This window comes from Allostreptomyces psammosilenae (assembly GCF_013407765.1).
Classification (GTDB): Bacteria; Actinomycetota; Actinomycetes; order Streptomycetales; family Streptomycetaceae; genus Allostreptomyces; species Allostreptomyces psammosilenae.
The window spans coordinates 230,033-247,878 of the sequence record NZ_JACBZD010000002.1; the positions used below are offsets into that span (position 1 = coordinate 230,033).

The window sequence follows — 17,846 nt, forward strand, 5'->3', positions numbered from 1 at the left end:
CCATGGCCACCACCACCCCCACCACCACCGGCGGCGCCGACCGCGCCCGCCCCGCCACCGCCGGACGCCCCCGCGGCGCCCGGCCCCGCGCCCGCTCCCGCCGCCGCTGGGGCACCACCGCGCTGGCCGTCGCCATCGTCGCCGTCCTGCTCTTCCCGCTGTACTGGATGGTCAACGCCTCCCTCCAGCCCAGCGCCGCCCTGCTGTCCATACCCCCGCGCTGGTTCCCCGAGGACCCGACGCTCGACGGCTACCGCGCGGCCGTCGACACCCAGGGCCGCCACCTGCTGATCAGCCTCTTCGTGGCCTGCGGCAACGTGGTCCTCACGCTCGCCGTGGCCGCCCCGCTCGCCTGGGCGCTGGCCCGGTTCCGGCTGCGCGTCGGCCCGGTGCTGCTCTTCGCCCTGCTGATCGTGCAGATGGTGCCCGGCATCGTGATGGCCAACTCGCTGTTCGCCCTGTTCAACACGGTCGGACTGCTCAACAACACCATCGGCCTGATGCTGGCCCACTCCACCCTGTCGGTGCCGTTCGCCGCCATCCTGCTGCGCGCCTTCATGCAGGACCTGCCCCGGGAGATCACCGAGGCCGCCGCCATCGACGGCGCCGGGCAGTGGCGCACCTTCCGCTCCGTGGTGCTGCCGATGAGCCGCAACGCGGTCATCACCGCCGGACTGTTCGCCTTCCTCTTCTCCTGGGCGGACTTCCTCTTCGCCATCACCATGACCACCCGCGACGCCATCACCCCGGTGACCGTCGGGATCTACCGCTTCATCGGGGCCAACACCACGGACTGGAACGCCGTCATGGCCTCCGCCGTGCTGGCCTCGATCCCCGCCGCGGTGCTGCTCGTCCTCGCCCAGCGCTACATCGCCGCCGGCATCACCGGCGGCGCGGTCAAGGACTGACCAGCCCCCACACCACCCCACGTCCCACCAATCGCCCACGTCCCACCGACCCGCCCCAGCCCCCCCGCACGAAGAGACGGAGAGACGAGCAGCGTGAACACCTTCCGGGAATCCGACGGCGGCCTCGAATGGAGCGCCCACCACGAGACGCTGCGCATCGAGCCGTGGGGCCCCGACGCCGTCCGGGTCCGCGCCGCCATGGGCCCGCTGCGCGACGACATCCCCGGCGCCCTGCTGGACCGCCCCGCGGACAAGGCCGTCATCGAGATCCCCGACGGCTCCGAGAGCCCCACCGCCGCCGCCGGCCTCGGCGCGCCCGACGCCGTGGCCGGCGCCCCCGCCCGGCTGGTCAACGGCGCCCTCACCGTCGAGGTCAGCCCCAACGGCCTGCTGCGGTTCCTGCGCACCGCCGACGGCGGCGAACTGCTCGCCGAACGCCCCGCGCACTTCTGGTGGCCCGGCCCGCGCGTGCACACCGCCACCGGCAACGGCTACCACCGCCTCGAACAGCACTTCGCCGCCTACGACGACGAACGCCTCTACGGCCTCGGCCAGCACCAGCACGGCCTGCTCGACCAGAAGGGCACCGTCACCGACCTGGTGCAGCGCAACAGCGAGGTCTCCATCCCCTTCACGCTCTCCAGCCGCGGCTACGGACTGCTGTGGAACAGCCCCGCCGTCGGCCGCGTCGAACTCGCCGTCACCGGCACCCGCTGGGTCGCCGACAGCGCCCGCCAGATCGACTACTGGATCACCGCCGGCGACACCCCCGCCGACATCCTGCGCCGCTACGCCGACGCCACCGGCCACGCCCCCGCCTTCCCCGACTGGGCCACCGGCTACTGGCAGTGCAAGCTGCGCTACCGCACCCAGGAGGAACTCCTCGAGGTCGCCCGCGAGCACAAGCGGCGCGGGCTGCCGATGTCCGTCATCGTCACCGACTTCTTCCACTGGACCCACCTCGGCGACTGGAAGTTCGACCTCACCGAGTGGCCCGACCCGGCCGCCATGGTCCGCGAACTCGACGAACTCGGCATCAAGCTGATGGTCTCGGTCTGGCCGTCCGTCAACCCGCTCAGCGAGAACTACGACACGATGCTGCGCGAGGGCATGTTCATCGGCAACGAGGCCGGCGGCCCCGCGCACGCCCCGTGGATGGACAAGGGCTCCCGGGTGCAGGCCCTGGTCTCCTTCTACGACCCCACCAACCCCGCCACCCGCGACTTCGTCTGGGAGAAGGTCCGGGAGAACTACCAGAGCATCGGCATCAACCTGTGGTGGCTCGACGCCTGCGAGCCCGAACTGCGCCCCAACCACCCCGCCAACCTGCGCTACCACGCCGGCCCCGGCCAGGAGGTCACCAACCTCTACCCCCGGGAGAACGCCCGGATCTTCCACGAGGGCATGGCCGCCTCCGGCAACACCGACGGCCTGTCGTTCTCCCGCTCCGCCTGGGCCGGCAGCCAGCGCTACGGCACCGCCGTGTGGTCCGGCGACATCGGCACGGACTTCCCCACCCTGCGCTCGCAGATCGCCGCCGGCCTCAACATGGGCCTCAGCGGCATCCCCTGGTGGACCACCGACATCGGCGGCTTCCACGGCGGCGACCCGGACGACCCCGCCTACCGCGAGGTGCTGGTGCGCTGGTTCCAGTTCGGCGCGTTCTGCCCGATCTTCCGGCTGCACGGCTTCCGCATCCCGTGGATGCCGCTCGGCGGCGAGATGACCGGCGGCCCCAACGAGGTGTGGTCGTTCGGCGAGGAGGCCTACCAGATCCTCGAACGCTACCTCCACCTGCGCGAACGCATCCGGCCCTACGTGGCGGAGCAGATGCGGATCGCCTCCGAGGAGGGCCTGCCGGCGATGCGCCCGCTCTTCCTGGAGTTCCCGGACGACGAGCGCAGCTGGACCGTCGCCGACGCCTTCCTGCTCGGCCCCGACCTGCTGGTCGCCCCGGTCACCGAGGCCGGCGCCACCTCCCGCGAGGTCTACCTGCCGGCCGGCGCCCGCTGGCGGTGCGCCTGGACCGGCCAGGAGTACGCCGGCGGCGCCACCCACACCCTGGACGCCCCCCTGGACCGCATCCCGCTGCTGCTCCGCGACGACGCCGAACTGCCCATCGCCGACTGACCCGCCCGGCCCACCTCGGCCCGGCGGCCCCGCCCCGCCCGCGCCCCGCAGCCGGCCGTCCCGCCGGCCTCCCCGCCGGTCGTTCCCGCCCTCCACCCGGAGAGCGGGAACGACCGGCGCAGACCGCGGCATGATGCTCGCATGTCCGCGCAGACCCACCTCACGGCCGCCCTCGCCACCCAGACGGCGGCCGAGCTGAACGAGCTCACCGACAACTCCTCCGGTGATGTCACCGCGGCCGTAGCCGCCCGGCGGATCCGTCACCAGCTCCTCGCCGACGACCTGCGGCGTCACGAGGAGGAGCACGGAGCCTTCACCGAGGAGGAACTGGCGCAGGCCCATGCCAGGATCTTCGGGCCGAGGCCGCCAGGGACGCACGCGTGAGCCTCAGCCCATTGGTGAGCCCTCGGCCGAGTGCCCGGCCCTCGGTGGCTCAGCGCTCAGCGCTCGGCGTTGAGGTAGGCCAGTACCGCCAGGACGCGGCGGTTGTCGTCGTCCGAGGCGCGGATGCCCAGCTTGGCGAAGATGTTCGAGGTGTGCTTGGAGACGGCGCCCTCGGAGAAGAACAGCCGCTGCGCGATCGCCGCGTTGGACCGCCCCTCCGCCATCAGCGCCAGCACCTCCCGCTCCCGCGGCGTCAGCGCCGCCAGCGGCTCGTCCCGGGCGTTGGCCGCCAGCAACCGGGAGATCACCTCCGGATCCATCACCGTCCCCCCGGACGCCACCCGGCGCACCCCGTCCACGAACTGGTCGGTGTTGAACACCCGGTCCTTGAGCAGGTAGCCGATCCCGCCGGTGCCGTCCGCCAGGAGCTCACGGGCGTACAGCTGCTCCACGTACTGCGACAGCACCAGCACCGGCAGCCCCGGCACCTGCTCGCGCGCCTTCAGCGCCGCCTGCAGGCCCTCGTCGGTGAACGACGGCGGCAGCCGCACGTCCACCACCGCCACGTCCGGACGGTGCTCCAGCAGCGCCTTCAGCAGCTCCGGCCCGTTGTCCACGGCCGCCTCGATGGTGAAGCCGTGCGCCTCCAGCAGGCGGGCCAGTCCCTCCCTCAGGAGGAAGAGGTCTTCGGCGAGGACAACACGCACGGCAGCTCCATCGTCACCAGGGTCGGCCCGCCCTGGGGACTGTTCAGGGCGAGGACGCCGTCGAATGTACCGAGGCGGCGCTCGATCCCGCGCAGCCCGGTGCCCCGCGAGGGATCCGCCCCGCCGCAGCCGTCGTCGGTGACGTCCACCCGCAGCCGCCCCGGCCCGGTGCGCGCCCCGGCCCGCTCCGACTCCCAGCGCAGGTCGATCCACACCCGGGAGGCACCGGAGTGCTTGGCCGCGTTCGTCAGGATCTCCGAGACGGCGAAGTACGCGGCCGACTCCACCGGCGGATCCAGCCGCCCGGACAGCTCCGCGACCACCTCCACCCGCAGCGGCGACTCCAGGCCCAGCGCCCGCACGGCGTCCGCCAGGCCACGGTCCGCCAGCACCGGCGGGTGGATGCCGCGCACCAGGTCGCGCAGCTCCTGCAGGGCCTTCGAGGACGCCTCGCGGGCCTCGTTCAGCAGCGCCCGCGCCGCCTGCGGATTGGACTCCAGCAGGTGCTCGGCCGCCCCCAGGGTCATCCCCATGGCGACCAGCCGGGCCTGGGCGCCGTCGTGCAGGTCCCGCTCGATCCGCCGCAGCTCGGCCGCGCGGGTGTCCACCGCGTCGTGCCGGGTCTGCGTCAGGTGCGCCACCCGGGTGGTCAGCTCCGCCTCGCGGGTCGGCGCCAGCAGCCAGCGGCTCGCCCGGGCGTACCCGCGCAGCAGCGCGCCGCCGACCGTGGGCGCCGCCAGCAGGAGCAGCAGACCGATCCCCAGGGCGATGTAGGCCCGGGTGTCCGTGGTCACCGGCACGAACAGGTACCAGTAGGCGGCCGAACCGCCCGGGCCGTCGTCCACCAGCCGCCACAGCAGCGGCATCAGCATCCCCTCGACGCCCGAGGCGACCGGGACGGCCGCGGCGAGGCCCAGCACGCCGCCCACCGGCACGTTGTAGAACAGCCACAGGACGTCCCGCCAGGACGCCGGGTCACGCAGCAGACGCGCCGTCCGCCGGAACGACCCGCCGACCCAACCGCCGGAGACCGGCTCCACCGGCCGGTACGGGGCGTCGATCGACACCCCGAACCACCGGCCGCACAGCCAGCGCAGCAGGTTCGCGTGCGCCCGCACCAGCGCGTGGGCGTAGGGCAGCAGGAGCGCGCCCACACCGATGGCCACCAGCGCGGTGGAGACCAGGGCCAGCACCAGCGGCACGATGCCCGCCAGCGCCAGGCCGAAGACGGACACGCCGCGCACGACCGGATCGACCAGGGAGCGCCACCACACCCGGCGGGAGGGTTCGGGGCCGGCGTCGGGCGTCCGACGCGTGGGTGCTGTGCCGTTCGTGGTCATCGGTGCCGCCATCCGTTCCGGCCGTGAGCTCCCCCCGGCCGCGGGTCCGTCGTGGTATGGCCCCAGTCTGACCGCCACCCGCGGCCGGACGCACTCCGGCTCCGCACCCGCCGGGGGTGGGGCCAGCCCCACCCCCGGCGGGCGCGGGCGCGGTCAGCGGTTCCGTCGTGGCGGCGGTCGGTCGTTCCGCTGCGGCGGCTGGGGTCGGTGGTGGTCGGTGACGGCGGTCGATGGCGGTCGGTCGTGCGGCGGTCAGTCGTGCGGCGGTCAGTCGTGGGCGCGCAGGGCCTCCACCAGCTCCCGCCCGTGCCGGGAACGCCGCCGCACCAGCAGCGCCGCCGTGGCGTGCAGCTCGTGCCACGAGTGCGGCCGCCCCACCTCGGCGGCGTCCTTCACCGTCGCCAGCGCCACCGACGCCGCCTGCTCCGGGTCCCCGGCCCCGACCAGCGCGTGCGCCAGACACGCCCGGTACCAGGCGCGGTCCCGCCGGTAGGTCTCCGGCAGCTGGGCCAGCCCCGAGGAGATCAGCTCCACCGCCGTCCGCCACGCCCGCAGGTGCATCTCCGCCATGCCGCGCTGCAGGCGGAACCACGTCTCGTCGTAGAAGTACATCCACGCCGGATTGTCCTGGCGCTCCGCCGCGCCCCGCACCAGCGCCTCCGCCTCCCGCAGCAGCCGCCGCGCCGGCTCCGCCTCACCGGCCAGCGCGTGCCCCCGGGCCGCCATCTGCGCCGCCATGCCCCGCACGCCCAGCGAGGCGTCCGGGCAGGACCACCGGGCCGCCTCGGCCAGCGTCACACAGCGCCGGCTGTTCCCCGTCGACCAGGCCAGGTGCGACTTCATGGAGAGCGTGGTGGCGGCCATGTCGTGGTCGCCGGCCTCCAACCCCCAGTCGTGCGCCCGGTCGTACCAGGCCAGCGCCGCCCCGTGCTCGCCCTGGTCCTGGCACAGCCAGGCCATGAACTGGGCGTGCTCGGCCGCCAACCGCACCACCCGGTTCACCACGGACCCCCGGGCCCGGTGGTGCAGGTCCACGACCGTGCGCAGTTGCTGCGCCATGATGCCGCGCAGCGGCCGCGACCCCAGGGTGTCCTCCGCCCGCCGGTGCTCGGCCAGCAACCGCTCCAGCCAGTCCAGGCAGGTGGCGTCCGGGCGGACGGCGCCGGTGGTGGTGGCGGTGAGGCGGTCCAGCATGTCGGGGTCGGGCGCGATCGACGGCAGGGCCAGCGACGGCAGCCCGGGAACGACGGCGGCTCCGGTGTAGTCGACGCCGTCGCCCTGCCCGTGCGGGGGGCCGCCGCCGCTTCGCCCGCCGGCGCTGCTCCGGCCGGTGTTGCTCCGGCCGGCGCCGAGGTGGTCGCCGTGTCCCTGCCCGCCGTGTCCCTGCCCGCCATGGCCCGGGATCCCCCGGGTGGTCGGCGCGGTGTGGGCGTCGTCGGGGCGTCGCGGCCGTGGCACGGAACCGCTCGGGCCGGTCAGCAGCTCGGCCGGAACACCCAGCCCCTCCACGACGCGCTGCCGCACCTCCGTGGAGGTCACCCGCCGATGACCCCGTTCGATGGCCGAGACGTCCGACTGCGCCAGGCCGGTACGGCTGCCCAGGACGGTCTGGCTGACGCCGACCAGCCTGCGCCAGACCCGGAACACCACGCCCCAGTCCTCGGCGGCCACCGCGGCCCGCAGCTCCGGATGGAGCCACACGTCCGGTGCCTGATGAGCTGCCACATGATCGATCATAGGGCGGCCCTATAGACCGGCCGGGTGGTTGACGGGGCCCGTTCACCCGATGGTGGATCATGCGACCTTCGGAAGGGAGCGGACGGGTGCACGGCGTTACCGGAGAGGCCGGGGGGAGCGGGGGAAAGGGGAGCGGGGAGAGCCGAACGGACTTCCCGCCACCGGAGTTGCTGTTCACCCACGCCCAACGGGCGCGGGTCGCCTGCATCTACTGCCGTAGACAGGGGGCCCCGATGGGCGAGCCGTTCTGGAAGCTCGACGGCTTCGGCAACTCGTGGAAGGTGCGCGCCTGCCTCGACTGCGACCACCGCAGGGAAGCCGAGCCACGCCGCTGAGGCGGGCGGCGGCCGGGGGGCCGTCACCTGCGCTCCGGGCCGCCCGTGCCGCCCGTGCCGGCCCGCCTCAGGTGCGGCCCTCGTCCTCCTGGGCGCGGGTGAGCACCGGCTGCTGCTCCATCCAGCGGGCGCGCAGCACCTGGAAGCCGGCGCGCTCGTAGGCGTCGCAGACCAGCTCGTCGTCGTCCACCACGACGGCGACGGTCCGGCGCCGGGCGAGCCGCAGCAGCAGCTCAGGCTTGGTGACCCGGGCCGGCCGGCGGTCGCCGCCGCGCCGCATCACCAGCTGCCCGACCGGCAGGCCGTGCCGGGTCAGCCAGTCCAGGGTGTCCGTACGGCACCGCTCCGGACGCCCAGTGACGTACACCACCTCGCACTCGGCCGCGCTGGCCAGGGCCAGCTCCACCCCGTGCGCCAGCGGCGGATCGTCCACGGCCGCGGCGAAGAAGCCGTCCCAGTCCTTGGGCCGCTGCTCCAGGAAGTGCAGCCGGTGCCGGACGTCGGCCAGCGTGCCGTCCAGGTCGAACACGGCCAGGGGAGTGGTCGCGGGCCGCGTCATCGGTGACCTCCTGGCGTGGTGCCGGCATCGTCGTCTGCTCCGCCCCGCCAGGCCGCCACCCGGCGCGGGTGCTGCCAGCCTACGACCTGCGCCGCTGGAAGAAGTTCAACGCCTTACAGCACGAGCTCCGATTCGGAGCAGGCGTACCCCTTGCGTCGTGGCCAGATGACCGCACACTGTTGGGTTTGGGCGAGGGCCAGGAGGTCCTTGCGGGGTTCGCTCGGCAGCAGGATGGCCAGGCGCTCAGCTGCCACGAAGCGGTTGTAGTCCGCGAGCTGTCCGATCGCCATGCGCATGTTCTCCCGCGTAACGCTCCCCTTTGCTTCGACGAGCAGGTGCAGGTCGGCCACGTAGAGGTCGGTCAGTAGGGGGCGGGTCTCGCCGGGAGGAAGGATCTGGTGGCGGGTGACCTCGTGGCCCTTGGAGCGCAGGTAGTCACTGAACTGGCGCAGGAGCTTCGCCTCGCGCCGCTCCGCTTCATACGGCTCGCGGTTCGGCTCGACGAACGACTTCTCGGTCTCCTGGCGCTCGATGTCGATCTGCGTGACCGTCTCGCGTTGGCCGCGCAGTAGCCGGCCCAGCTTCGTGCGCGGCTCCTGGACGGGTGCGTCCAGGGGCCTCAGGCGGAAGACGATGACCTTGCGTAGCGGCCCGTCGCCGGTTTCCGGGGCGTCCGCTTCGTACCAGCCCTCGGCAGTGAATTCGCCGAGGTAGGTGACGGTGCCGCGGGCTCCCTGAAAGAGACGCAGGGCGCGTCCCTCCGCCTTGTGGTTGAGGATGCTGGCGTTGCCGGACAGCATCCTCTGGTCGCCGTACTGACCCTCTCCGCTGTAGTGGAAGAAGCCGTCCGGCATCCACCCGTCGTAGTAGCCGTGCTTCTCGCCCGCGATCGGGTCGGTGAAGATCATGACGTTCGGTGTCTTGGCCGATGGGCCGATACCGCCCTGCGTCCTTCCGCCGTACATGGCATGCAGCTGCTTGCGCTCGATCTCGTCGCCCGGCTTGAGAGACCACTCGACAACCGAGGGTGCAGCGACGTCCACCTCCGCCATGCCCGTCTCCTTGCTCGCTCGCTAGCCGTGGCTACTACCGCTCATCGTAGTGTACGCTTCCGATCCTGCGTCGCCAGCGCATATGCGAATCGGATGCCGAAATCAGCCGTCCAAATCGGACATGAGAAGGCGTGGGTGGTGGAGGCCGCGCCGCTGTACCCGTGTAGGAAACCCGCCCGTCCGGGGGCGGGGCTGGCTGGTGCGCAGATCGGTCGAGTACGTGCGGTCATGGCCCCTGCATGAAGCAGGCGGCCACCCGTTGCCGCGGGGGCCGCCCACAACACCTCGGAATTCCACCAGGAGGCGTCGATGACGAACCTACGGCCCAACCGGTCGGGTGACCAACCGCCCCGTCCGAGCAACAAGACCCTGATGCTGCTCACTGCTGGCGTCATCACCCTCGGGGTGGCCTTGGCGGTCCCGGCAGTCGGCCCGGCCCTGACGGCGGCAACCTCAGTGGTCACCGCCGTGGCCATGCAGCAGAAGGGCAATGACAAGGAACGGTAGGCAGCAGGGAGTGCGCTGGACCGTCGGCGCAGTCGCCCGCATCGGTGCCGGTCCACCTCCGCCGCAGGGAGTGGCCCCTTCCCCGTTGGGCAGGGGCCACCCCGCCCCCGGGGGGAGGGGCGGGTGGTGCCAGGGCGTGAAATGGGGCGGCGTGGACCGGGTGTGTCTCGTTAGCGTGCGCCCATGACGATGCCGATGCCGCCTCCCGCGATCCGTGCGGCGATCCCTGAGGACCTGCTGCTCCTGCCGGCGGTGGAGGAGGCCGCCGACGCGCCGTTCGCCGCGCTCGGCATCGGGCCGCTGCCGCCTCCGGGGGGCGTCGACGAGCTGCGCGCGGCCCGGCACGTGCTGGTGGCGGGCCGGCCGCCGATCGGGTTCGCCCGCCTGGAGGAGGTGGACGGGGTGGCCCACCTGGAGCAGCTCTCCGTCCACGCGGACCATCACCGGCGTGGGGTGGGGAGTGCTCTGCTGCGCGCGGCCTGTGCCACGGCGGCGGGCGAGGGGCACCGGGCGATCACGCTGATCACCTACCGGGACGTCCCCTGGAACGCGCCCTTCTACGCCCGGCACGGCTTCGAGCCGGTGCCGGAGGAGGAGCTGACCCCCGGGCTTCGGGAGCTCCGCCGCCATGAGGGGGAACTGGGGCTCGACCGCTTCGGCGCCCGGGTGGTGATGCGCGCCGTTCTGCCGGGGTGAGGGTGGGGGGTTGATGCCCGCCGAAACCTTCCTCCTCCTCATCCCCCATTGGGGGATCGAGGGCCCCTTCTTCAGGATCCCATGTGGGAATGGGCTGGGTGCAGTCCCCAAAGGTGGCTTGTGGATAACTCAGAGCGGGTGCATGACACTCTGTGGCGGCTCGCCCCTTGGTGAGGGCTTCCTCCTGCCAGGGCTTGCCTGGTGAGGGGTTCTTCTCGCCCGGGGCTTGCCTGGTGAGGGGTTCTTCCCGTCTGGGCTTGCTTGCCTGGCAGCGGAAGGCTCTTTCTGTCCCGCCTTGCCCGGCTGCGGGTGCTGGAACCTTTCTCCCCTTCCCCCCATTGGGGGATCGAGGGCCCCTTCTTCAGGATCCCATGTGGGAATGGGCTGGGTGCAGCCCCCATGGACCGCCTGTGGATAACTCGGAGTGGGTGCATGACACTCTGTTGCTGCTCCCCCCGGGTGGCCGGCGGAGCGGGCCGGCGCCCGCCCTTGCCCCTCAGCCCTTGCCCTCAGCCCCCCTCGGCCCCGGCTCCCCGCCCGCAGCGCGGCCGGCCCCCCAAACCAGCACACCCCCCCACCCCCCACCCCCACCCCCACCACACCGCCAAGTGGCCTAGGTGAGGCGGCGGCATGGCGGGCGCGGCCTAGCCTGAGGAAAGGGAGCGGGCCGGCGAGGCGGTCGCCTCCGTGCGGCGCCGTCCCCGCGCCGCGCGAGGTCAGGAGGTGGTCGGCGTGCGACGGTGGTGGCACCGTCTCCTGCGGCGTGTGCGGGCCCGTCACTTGGTGGAGTCCGGGAGCGACCACGCCCGCGTGTGGCGGGTCCGCCGCACGGGGCTGGACGTTCCCGCGTCGCTGCTCACCGCCCTCGGCGCGCTGTTCCTCCTCGCGCTGGCGGTGCTGGCCGCGGTCACGGTGCTGGGCGGGCCGCCGCGGACGGGGGTCGGGCGGCTGTTTGTCGAGGCGGAGGACCGCTGCGAGGCGCACGGGCTGTCCTGCGCGCTGCTGTCCTCGATCGTGATGCCGTCGCTCACCCTCGCCCTGGCCACCGTCGCCTACCTGCTGTTCCGCTTCACCCGGGTGCGCGGCGCCTACCGGCGGAAGGCGTACCGGCAGCCGCGGGAGCTGGTGGAGACCGCCGGTGGCATCTTCGGGGACGTGGTCGGCCGCGACCAGCTGTGCTCGGTGCTCATGGAGGACCTGCGGGTCCGCCGCTTCCGCCGCGCGCACGTGGTGGTGGGCGGGGTCGGGGCGGGCAAGACCGCCCTGATGGTGTTGCTGACGGAACGGCTCGCCCGGCGGCACGCCATCCCGGTGCCGCTCCGGCTGCGGGACGCCGACCGCCGCCTCGACTTCGGCCAGCTCGCGTTCGAACGCTTCTGCCGCGAGGTGCAGGGCGAGCTGCGTTCCAGCGCCGAGGGAGAGAAGGTGTGGCGGCGGCTGCGCCAGCAGGACCGGATCGTCGTCCTGGCGGACGGCCTGGAGGAGGCGCTGCTCGGCGAGGACCTCGCGGAGGAGCGGGACACCGTCATCCGGCTGGCCATCCGCCGGGCGAACGAGGAGCGGCTGCCGCTGATCATCGCGTCCCGGCCGCACGAGCCGCTGCGGGCCATGGAGGCGTCCCTCACCGTGCTGGAGCCGCTGAGCGAGGAGGCCGCGCTCAGCTACATCGGGCGCACCGGCCGCCGGTCGGACCGGCAGCGGCTGGACTGGATCGTGGAGACGGCCAGCATCGCCGAGGCGCCCACGTATCTGCAGATCGCCCGCGAACTCCATCAGGAAGGGCTGCTGGAGCACGCCGTGACCGGCTCCGAGGGGGAGGCGGTGGAGACCCGCGGCGGGGACCGGGCGGCGCTGCGGTTCCACCTCCTGGACAGCTGGATCAGCGCGTTGATCAGCGGACGCTTCCATCCGGAGCTGTCGCTGAGCCAGCGGGAGCGCCAGGTGGCGGTCGACTACCTGTCCGCGCTGGCCTGCGTCGGGTTGGGCGCGGACTCCTCGGAGGTGCGGTTCGCGGACGTCGTGGGCGAGCAGCGGGCGCCCGAGCCGCCGTTCCCGGAGGTCTGCCGGGAGCTGGCGCGCAGGATCCGGGGCAGCCGGATGGACATCCGGTTGGCAGCGACGTGGGGCATGCGGGTCGGGCTGGTCGAGGTGCACGGGGACCGCGTGCGCTTCCAGCACAGCGTCATGCAGGCGCATCTGGGCGCCCGGTTCATGAACGCCGTCATCCGGCCGGGCGTCGGGGCGGCCGAGGGCGTGGGCGGGCAGGGGTGGGCCGCGGTGGAGCGGACGTTCTTCCCGGGGGCGCTGGAGGAGCCGGGGCGGGAGCTGCTCATCGCCATGGTCCTGCACTCCCGCACCCCCGAGGGGGCCTGCACCCACGGGGAGGCGGGGGGCGTTCCGGGCGCGGGCGCGGAGGAGGTGTGGTGTCCGGTGGCGGCCTCCCGTGACCTGCTGCTGGAGGCCGCCCGCCAGACCCGGGAGCCCCCTGCGGACTCCGCGGGGCGGCGGACGCCGGGGCCCGCCGCCTGCGCGGCCGAGGCGGACGCGCTGCCGCTCGGCCGCGGCTCGCCCACCAAGGTCCTGGAGCTGTACACGGCCGCGCTGGAGATCGACAGCGTGGACGCCCATCCCCGGCAGCACGCGATCGCCATGGAGCTGTGCGCGTACTGGCCGGACCTGCGGGCCGGGGACCCGCACACCCTGTACGCCGGCAAGGCGCGGCTGGTGGCGCGGTTCGGCGAGGCGATGCGCGTGGTCGACCGTGCGGGCAGCGTTAAGCCGGCCTACCTGGCGCTGTTCGAGATCGGCTGCCTGGAGCCCTCCTACGCCATCCGGACGGCGATCGCGCAGGAGATCGGTGCCGGCGGTGACGCCGCCTTCGCGGCGCTGCGCCCGCGGCTGCGCGGGCCGGCGCTGGTGCACGACCGGCCGATGGAGCGGGAGCCGGACTGGCGGGAGAAGGTCTGGGAGGGCCAGCAGCCGGACGGCGCCGAGGCCACCGGGGAAGGCGCCGAGGCCGCCGAGGCCGCCGGGGACGCCGGGGATGGCGGCGAGGCGACGGAGGAGGGCGGTGAGGCCCGGAGGAGCGGAGCGGCGGAGGAGATCGGCGGGACGGGCGGGGCCGCGGGGACGGCCGGGGCCGCGGGGCGGGCCGTGGGGGCCGGCGGCGGTGCGCGGCCCGGGGCGGTCGCCCCGGTGGCGCGGCTCCGCGACGATCGGGCGCGGCGGGCCGACCGGGCGTGGCGGGAGACGCTGCGCGACCGGGCGGAGCGGGAGGCGGAGGAGCGGATGCTGCGCGACAACACGATGTGCGCGTGGCTGGTCCCCCTGCTCGTGGGCTCGGTCAGCACCACCCGCCACCAGGACACCCCGTACGAGTACCTGGAGAGCTGGGTGCGGCGGGTGGGCGAGCAGGAGACGGACCCGGACGCCCGGCTCGACCTGTCCCTGGAGGCCGCCCTTGCGCAGGGGTTCAAGTACGCCGCCAACCGCCGGCACCGGCATCCGCACGCCCGTCCGCAGGCGCGCGAGTACCTGGCCGAGCGGGCGTGGGACATGATGCGGCGCACCACCTTCTGGTTCTCCCGGCTCACCCTGCTGCACGCGCTGACGCTGTGGGCGCTGCCGGACGAGGTGCAGGAGGAGCCGCCGGAGCGCGGGCACGGCTCGGACCCGGCGGAGCAGGTGCGACAGTGGCTGGCGCGGCCGGAGGGAGTGCCGGAGCACCCGTTCGTGGAGGCGGCGGCCGAGCTCGCGGTGTGGGCGCTGCGGACCCGGCGGCCGGAGCGGTTCCTGTGGATCGACGAGAGCGGCGTCGCGGCGCAGGTCGGCTCGCAGACCGCGCCGCGCGGGGAGGCGCGCAAGCACAACCTGTGGATCCCGCCGTCCTGCGGGTGGAGCGCGCTCCACCCGCAGGCGCAGCAGCTGCTGGCGGACGTGCTGCTGCTGCTCAACCTCGCGGAGCGCGGGGACCGGCCGAAGGAGCGGCTGCGGTGCTTGAAGCACACCGACCGGCCGGACCTGCCGCCGTGCCTGACCCGGGACCGCGACACCCTGGATCCCGGCCGGACGGTGGTGCGCACGGCGGTCTCGCACGCGGGGTCGAACTGCCGGGACGACTGCGCCTTCGAGCTGTGCCCGTATCCGCCCCGGGGGACGGAGGGGCTGCGCGCGGAACTCAGCGGGGTGTTCTGCCGGTCGCAGTCCGCGCTGCTGTCCCGGTCGCCGTTCCGCCGTCGGGGGAGGTGGCTGGCCCGGGCGGACACGGCGGACCTGCGCGCGTTCTGGGAGCGGATGGCGCAGCGGGCGCAGGACGGGCCGCGCCCCCGTTAGGGGGGCGGGGAGGCGGCCGTCCCCGCCGGGTGGCGGCCCTCGTGGGGACGGCCGTCCCCCGCCGCGCCCGGTGACCGGCGGTGCCGGCGCCCTACTCCCGGCCCCACGCCCGGAGCGGCCGGCGCCTCACTCCTGGAGCGGACGGTAGGTGCGCTCGGGTTCGACGGCCTGCACGCCGTCGACGGCGCGGAGCGCGGCCAGCCGGTCCTGCGCGACCGTCCCGGTGACCGAGCCGATGGTGGGGAACTCGGCCTCGACGGCCAGGCCGGCCCCCCGCAGGGCGGCCACCACCTCGGCGAACCGCGCCGGGTCCACCGAGAGGACGACCCGTGTGCTGGGTGTGGTGTTCATGCCGTGTCCGTCGCCGTATCCCGAGTCCGTCGCCGTGTCCGTCGCCGTGTCCGTCCGCGGATCCGCGCTCACGGGGCCTGGGTGAGGCCGACGCCGACGTCCACGGAGGCCAGCGGCAGCCGCCGGGCCTTGGTGAGCAGCAGCGTCTTCAGCTCGGCGGCGGAGGTGGCCTGCGGGTGCGCCTCGGCGATCAGGGCGAGGATGCCGGCGACGTGGGGCGTGGCCATGCTGGTGCCGGACATCCGCTGGTGCATGAGCGGCTGGGGCGCCGCGGAGAGCACGTCGACGCCGGGGGCGGCGATGTCGACCTGGCCGCCGTCGGGGTTCAGCCCGGCGTCGGAGAAGAACGCCACGGCCTGGTTCTGGTCGAGCGCCCCGACGGCGAGGATCGACGGGCAGTTGGCGGGGTGGGCCACCGGCTGGATCGAGTCGGGCCGCTCGCTCTCGTTGCCCGCCGCGGCGACGATCACCGTGCCGGCCTCGAGGGCCCGCAGCGCGACGTTCTCGAACACCTGGGAGAACCGCTGCCCGACGAAGGTCGGGGCGCCGAGCGACATGGAGATCACCCGGCAGTCGTGCCCGATCGCGGCCTCGATGCCGCCGAGGATCTGCGAGTCGGTGCCGCTGCCGCTGTCGTCCAGCACCTTGTAGGCGCAGATCTCCGCCTCGTGGGCGACGCCGTAGCGCGGCAGCGTGTGCGGCTCCCTGGGGCCGCAGGCGGTGCCGATGCAGTGCGTGCCGTGTCCCTGGACGTCCTTGACGCTCTCCCCGGGAACGAAGGAGATCGCCTTGCCGATGTGGTCGGCCAGGTCGGGGTGGGTGACGTCGACGCCGGTGTCCAGCACGGCGACCTTCACGCCCTTGCCGGAGAACGCCGATTCGGTCACCCGGGTGGCCTGCAGCCCCCAGGTCGCCTGCGCCTCCTCCACGGCCGCCGCGCGGGCGGCCCCCACCGTGCTCTCCTCGAAGCGCCGCAGCGCGTGGTTGACGAGTTCCTCGACGCCCTCCTGGTAGCCCTTCAGGTAGTCGACCGTCGCGCCCGCCGGCAGGGTGGTGACCTGCGAGGCGTACACGACGCGTTCCCGCTCCGCGGCGAGGATGGCCGGCTCGTCCCGGGCGGTCGTCCGCAGCGCCTGGCGCTGGTCCGGGGCCGCCGTCACGACACCGACGCCGAGCTTGTCGAACACCACGGCGTCGCCCCGCTGGAGGGCCTCGGGGGCCTCCTTCGCCTCGGCGCCGCCCACCCGCTGCGCGCGGGCGATGCCGGCCCGGGAGCGCAGGGCGGCCATGCCCTCGTCGGTGGCCTGCGGATCCAGGAGCACCAGGAAGCGGTCGGTGTACTCCTCGGCGCGCTTGCGGACCCCCGCGTCGGCCATCGACAGCCGCTCGCGGCGCGCGGAGCCGCCTGCTGAATGCTGGTTCATGGTTTCTCCGGTTCACGTGCCCCCGTTGCGTGTGCGGACACGCGCTGGCCGGCGGACGTCCTCCGGGCAGGCCGGTACCGCACCCTTCCGGGCACGCGGTACCGCGCCCTTCCGGGCATACGGGTACGGCGCCCTCCGGGGTGGCGGGGACCGCCCCACGGGTGCGGCGTCCCGGCGTCGCCGGTCTCCACCGGGACCAGCGCCTCTCCACCGTCACGCCGGCCGTGAGGTGTCGCAACTGGAGGAGCGGGCGTCACACCGGCGGACGGCCCGGCCGCCACCCCGGTTACGCCATTCGGGTGAATCGGGTGAAACCGGGTGACCTGGGTGAACGCGGTGAGGCGGGGGAGCCGTGCGAAGCGGGCGAACCGCGCGGACCAGCCGGACGCGGCCGGCGCCCCCACACCCGGGACGCCCCGGACGGCCGTGGGGTGTGGCTAGCCCCGCGGCGGCCGGCGGCGTGCGGAGCGCACCAGGCCGGCCAGGCCGAGGGCGAAACCGACCGGCATCAGCATGCTGGTCAGGTAGGCGGCCGTGGGCAGCGGGTCGGCCCCGAGGAAGAGCGGGGTGACGGTGGCGAGCGTCGCCACGGCTCCGACCAGGAAGCAGACGGCGCCGGCGCGCACCAGCCAGTCACCCGGTCGGCGGTCCTCCCGCGCCCGCGCCGGGGCGGGGGCGGCGGGGGCGGAACTCATGGGGCCTGTGCTCATGTTCCCAATGTAGAGGGCCCTGGGCGGGGCCCACTCGGCCCCTCCCCGGGGCGGCACCGAGAAGGTGAAGCCATCCGGATGCTTTCCGTGACGATCCTGGGGGAAAGAACTCCGAGTCCGCTCAGCCCGCGCGGGCTAGTCTGGCCGCGGGGCCCGATCACCGTATCCCGCGGCGGCGGGCCTTCGCGGTCCCGGCGGCGGCAGTGACAGCAGTGCCAGCACCACCCAGACGTTCCCACCCCAACGAACAAGGACGAGGTCTACCGTGCCCACCGGCAAGGTCAAGTGGTTCAGCAGCGAGAAGGGTTTCGGCTTCCTCTCCCGCGACGACGGCGGCGACGTCTTCGTGCACTCCTCCGTCCTCCCCGAGGGCGTCCAGACGCTCAAGCCGGGGCAGCGGGTGGAGTTCGGCGTCGTGGCCGGGCAGCGCGGGGAGCAGGCGCTGTCGTTGGTGCTGCTGGAGGCGCCGCCCTCGGTCGCGGCCGCGCAGCGCCGCAGCCCGGACGAGCTGCTGCCGATAGTCCAGGACCTGACCACGCTCCTGGAGAACGTGGCGCGCTCGCTGCAGCGCGGCCGCTACCCGGACCGGCAGGCCGGCGCCAAGATCGCCGGCGTGCTGCGCGCCGTGGCCGACCAGCTCGACGTCTGACCGCGTCCGGCGCCACGGGCCGGCC

At 74.0% G+C, this 17,846-nt stretch carries 16 protein-coding genes; 8 read left to right on the plus strand and 8 right to left on the minus strand.

Features of this window, described 5'->3' with window-relative positions:
• Nucleotides 1-2 precede the first annotated feature (2 nt).
• From FHU37_RS23300 to FHU37_RS23310, 3 genes are all read left to right on the plus strand, one after another.
• On the plus strand, nt 3-908 hold the full coding sequence (locus FHU37_RS23300; protein WP_179816646.1) for a carbohydrate ABC transporter permease: 906 nt from the start codon (nt 3-5) through the stop codon (nt 906-908).
• A gap of 93 nt (nt 909-1,001) precedes the next feature.
• Entirely contained in the window at nt 1,002-3,038 is a 2,037-nt protein-coding gene (locus FHU37_RS23305; protein WP_179816647.1) for a glycoside hydrolase family 31 protein, read from the plus strand.
• Nucleotides 3,039-3,179: 141 nt separating this feature from the next.
• Complete coding sequence (locus tag FHU37_RS23310) at nt 3,180-3,422, plus strand: hypothetical protein (RefSeq protein WP_179816648.1); 243 nt, start codon at nt 3,180-3,182, stop codon at nt 3,420-3,422.
• 56 nt (nt 3,423-3,478) lie between these two features.
• On the opposite strand, the gene FHU37_RS23315 is transcribed toward FHU37_RS23310, so the two are convergent.
• The 3 genes from FHU37_RS23315 to FHU37_RS23325 all read right to left on the minus strand — a co-directional run bounded on the left by FHU37_RS23315 (nt 3,479) and on the right by FHU37_RS23325 (nt 7,194).
• On the minus strand, nt 3,479-4,129 hold the full coding sequence (locus tag FHU37_RS23315) for a LuxR C-terminal-related transcriptional regulator (RefSeq protein WP_179816649.1): 651 nt from the start codon (nt 4,127-4,129) through the stop codon (nt 3,479-3,481).
• On the minus strand, nt 4,093-5,469 hold the full coding sequence (locus FHU37_RS28605) for a sensor histidine kinase (protein WP_179816650.1): 1,377 nt from the start codon (nt 5,467-5,469) through the stop codon (nt 4,093-4,095). Before FHU37_RS28605 ends, FHU37_RS23315 begins: the two co-directional genes overlap by 37 nt.
• Nucleotides 5,470-5,736: 267 nt before the next feature.
• The gene (locus FHU37_RS23325) at nt 5,737-7,194 is read right to left on the minus strand and encodes a helix-turn-helix domain-containing protein (protein ID WP_179816651.1); all 1,458 of its coding nucleotides are present in this window, start codon (nt 7,192-7,194) and stop codon (nt 5,737-5,739) included.
• Nucleotides 7,195-7,292: 98 nt separating this feature from the next.
• Between FHU37_RS23325 and FHU37_RS23330 the strand changes: the two genes are divergently transcribed.
• Complete coding sequence (locus FHU37_RS23330; protein ID WP_179816652.1) at nt 7,293-7,541, plus strand: hypothetical protein; 249 nt, start codon at nt 7,293-7,295, stop codon at nt 7,539-7,541.
• A gap of 67 nt (nt 7,542-7,608) precedes the next feature.
• Here FHU37_RS23330 and FHU37_RS23335 read toward each other — a convergent pair whose 3' ends face one another.
• Together FHU37_RS23335 and FHU37_RS23340 are read right to left on the minus strand one after the other, a co-directional pair.
• Nucleotides 7,609-8,100, minus strand: coding sequence for a phosphatase domain-containing protein (locus FHU37_RS23335; RefSeq protein WP_179816653.1), 492 nt, complete (start codon nt 8,098-8,100; stop codon nt 7,609-7,611).
• A gap of 113 nt (nt 8,101-8,213) precedes the next feature.
• Nucleotides 8,214-9,152 carry an SRA domain-containing endonuclease gene (locus FHU37_RS23340; protein ID WP_179816654.1) on the minus strand — a complete coding sequence of 313 codons (939 nt, stop codon included), beginning with the start codon at nt 9,150-9,152 and terminating at the stop codon, nt 8,214-8,216.
• Between the two features lie 309 nt (nt 9,153-9,461).
• Here FHU37_RS23340 and FHU37_RS23345 point away from each other — a divergent pair, with 309 nt between their 5' ends.
• From FHU37_RS23345 to FHU37_RS23355, 3 genes are all read left to right on the plus strand, one after another.
• Nucleotides 9,462-9,659 (plus strand): hypothetical protein, encoded by a 198-nt coding sequence (locus FHU37_RS23345; protein WP_179816655.1) that lies wholly within the window; start codon nt 9,462-9,464, stop codon nt 9,657-9,659.
• Between the two features lie 183 nt (nt 9,660-9,842).
• Nucleotides 9,843-10,355, plus strand: coding sequence for a GNAT family N-acetyltransferase (locus FHU37_RS23350; RefSeq protein ID WP_246451246.1), 513 nt, complete (start codon nt 9,843-9,845; stop codon nt 10,353-10,355).
• 783 nt (nt 10,356-11,138) lie between these two features.
• A complete protein-coding gene (locus tag FHU37_RS23355; protein ID WP_179816656.1) occupies nt 11,139-14,687 on the plus strand; it encodes an NACHT domain-containing protein in 3,549 nt (1,182 codons plus the stop codon).
• A 126-nt stretch (nt 14,688-14,813) separates the two neighbouring features.
• On the opposite strand, the gene FHU37_RS23360 is transcribed toward FHU37_RS23355, so the two are convergent.
• The 3 genes from FHU37_RS23360 to FHU37_RS23370 form a co-directional block, all read right to left on the minus strand.
• Complete coding sequence (locus FHU37_RS23360; RefSeq protein WP_179816657.1) at nt 14,814-15,038, minus strand: hypothetical protein; 225 nt, start codon at nt 15,036-15,038, stop codon at nt 14,814-14,816.
• Nucleotides 15,039-15,106: 68 nt separating this feature from the next.
• Entirely contained in the window at nt 15,107-16,462 is a 1,356-nt protein-coding gene (locus FHU37_RS23365; RefSeq protein WP_246451248.1) for a S8 family serine peptidase, read from the minus strand.
• Between the two features lie 437 nt (nt 16,463-16,899).
• On the minus strand, nt 16,900-17,172 hold the full coding sequence (locus FHU37_RS23370; protein WP_376774050.1) for a hypothetical protein: 273 nt from the start codon (nt 17,170-17,172) through the stop codon (nt 16,900-16,902).
• 265 nt (nt 17,173-17,437) lie between these two features.
• On the opposite strand from FHU37_RS23370, the gene FHU37_RS29155 reads away from it, so the two are divergent.
• Nucleotides 17,438-17,821 (plus strand): cold-shock protein, encoded by a 384-nt coding sequence (locus FHU37_RS29155; RefSeq protein WP_179816658.1) that lies wholly within the window; start codon nt 17,438-17,440, stop codon nt 17,819-17,821.
• The last annotated feature ends 25 nt before the right edge of the window (nt 17,822-17,846 follow it).

Excerpts from the sequence above, each read along its gene's own strand:
- FHU37_RS23300 (WP_179816646.1), top strand. The coding sequence starts at position 3 with ATGGCCACCACCACCCCCACCACCACCGGCGGCGCCGACCGCGCCCGC.
- FHU37_RS23310 (WP_179816648.1), top strand. The coding sequence starts at position 3,180 with ATGTCCGCGCAGACCCACCTCACGGCCGCCCTCGCCACCCAGACGGCG.
- FHU37_RS28605 (WP_179816650.1), bottom strand. The coding sequence starts at position 5,469 with ATGACCACGAACGGCACAGCACCCACGCGTCGGACGCCCGACGCCGGC.
- FHU37_RS23335 (WP_179816653.1), bottom strand. The coding sequence starts at position 8,100 with ATGACGCGGCCCGCGACCACTCCCCTGGCCGTGTTCGACCTGGACGGC.
- FHU37_RS23340 (WP_179816654.1), bottom strand. The coding sequence starts at position 9,152 with ATGGCGGAGGTGGACGTCGCTGCACCCTCGGTTGTCGAGTGGTCTCTC.
- FHU37_RS23345 (WP_179816655.1), top strand. The coding sequence starts at position 9,462 with ATGACGAACCTACGGCCCAACCGGTCGGGTGACCAACCGCCCCGTCCG.
- FHU37_RS23350 (WP_246451246.1), top strand. The coding sequence starts at position 9,843 with ATGACGATGCCGATGCCGCCTCCCGCGATCCGTGCGGCGATCCCTGAG.
- FHU37_RS23360 (WP_179816657.1), bottom strand. The coding sequence starts at position 15,038 with ATGAACACCACACCCAGCACACGGGTCGTCCTCTCGGTGGACCCGGCG.
- FHU37_RS23365 (WP_246451248.1), bottom strand. The coding sequence starts at position 16,462 with ATGAACCAGCATTCAGCAGGCGGCTCCGCGCGCCGCGAGCGGCTGTCG.
- FHU37_RS23370 (WP_376774050.1), bottom strand. The coding sequence starts at position 17,172 with ATGAGCACAGGCCCCATGAGTTCCGCCCCCGCCGCCCCCGCCCCGGCG.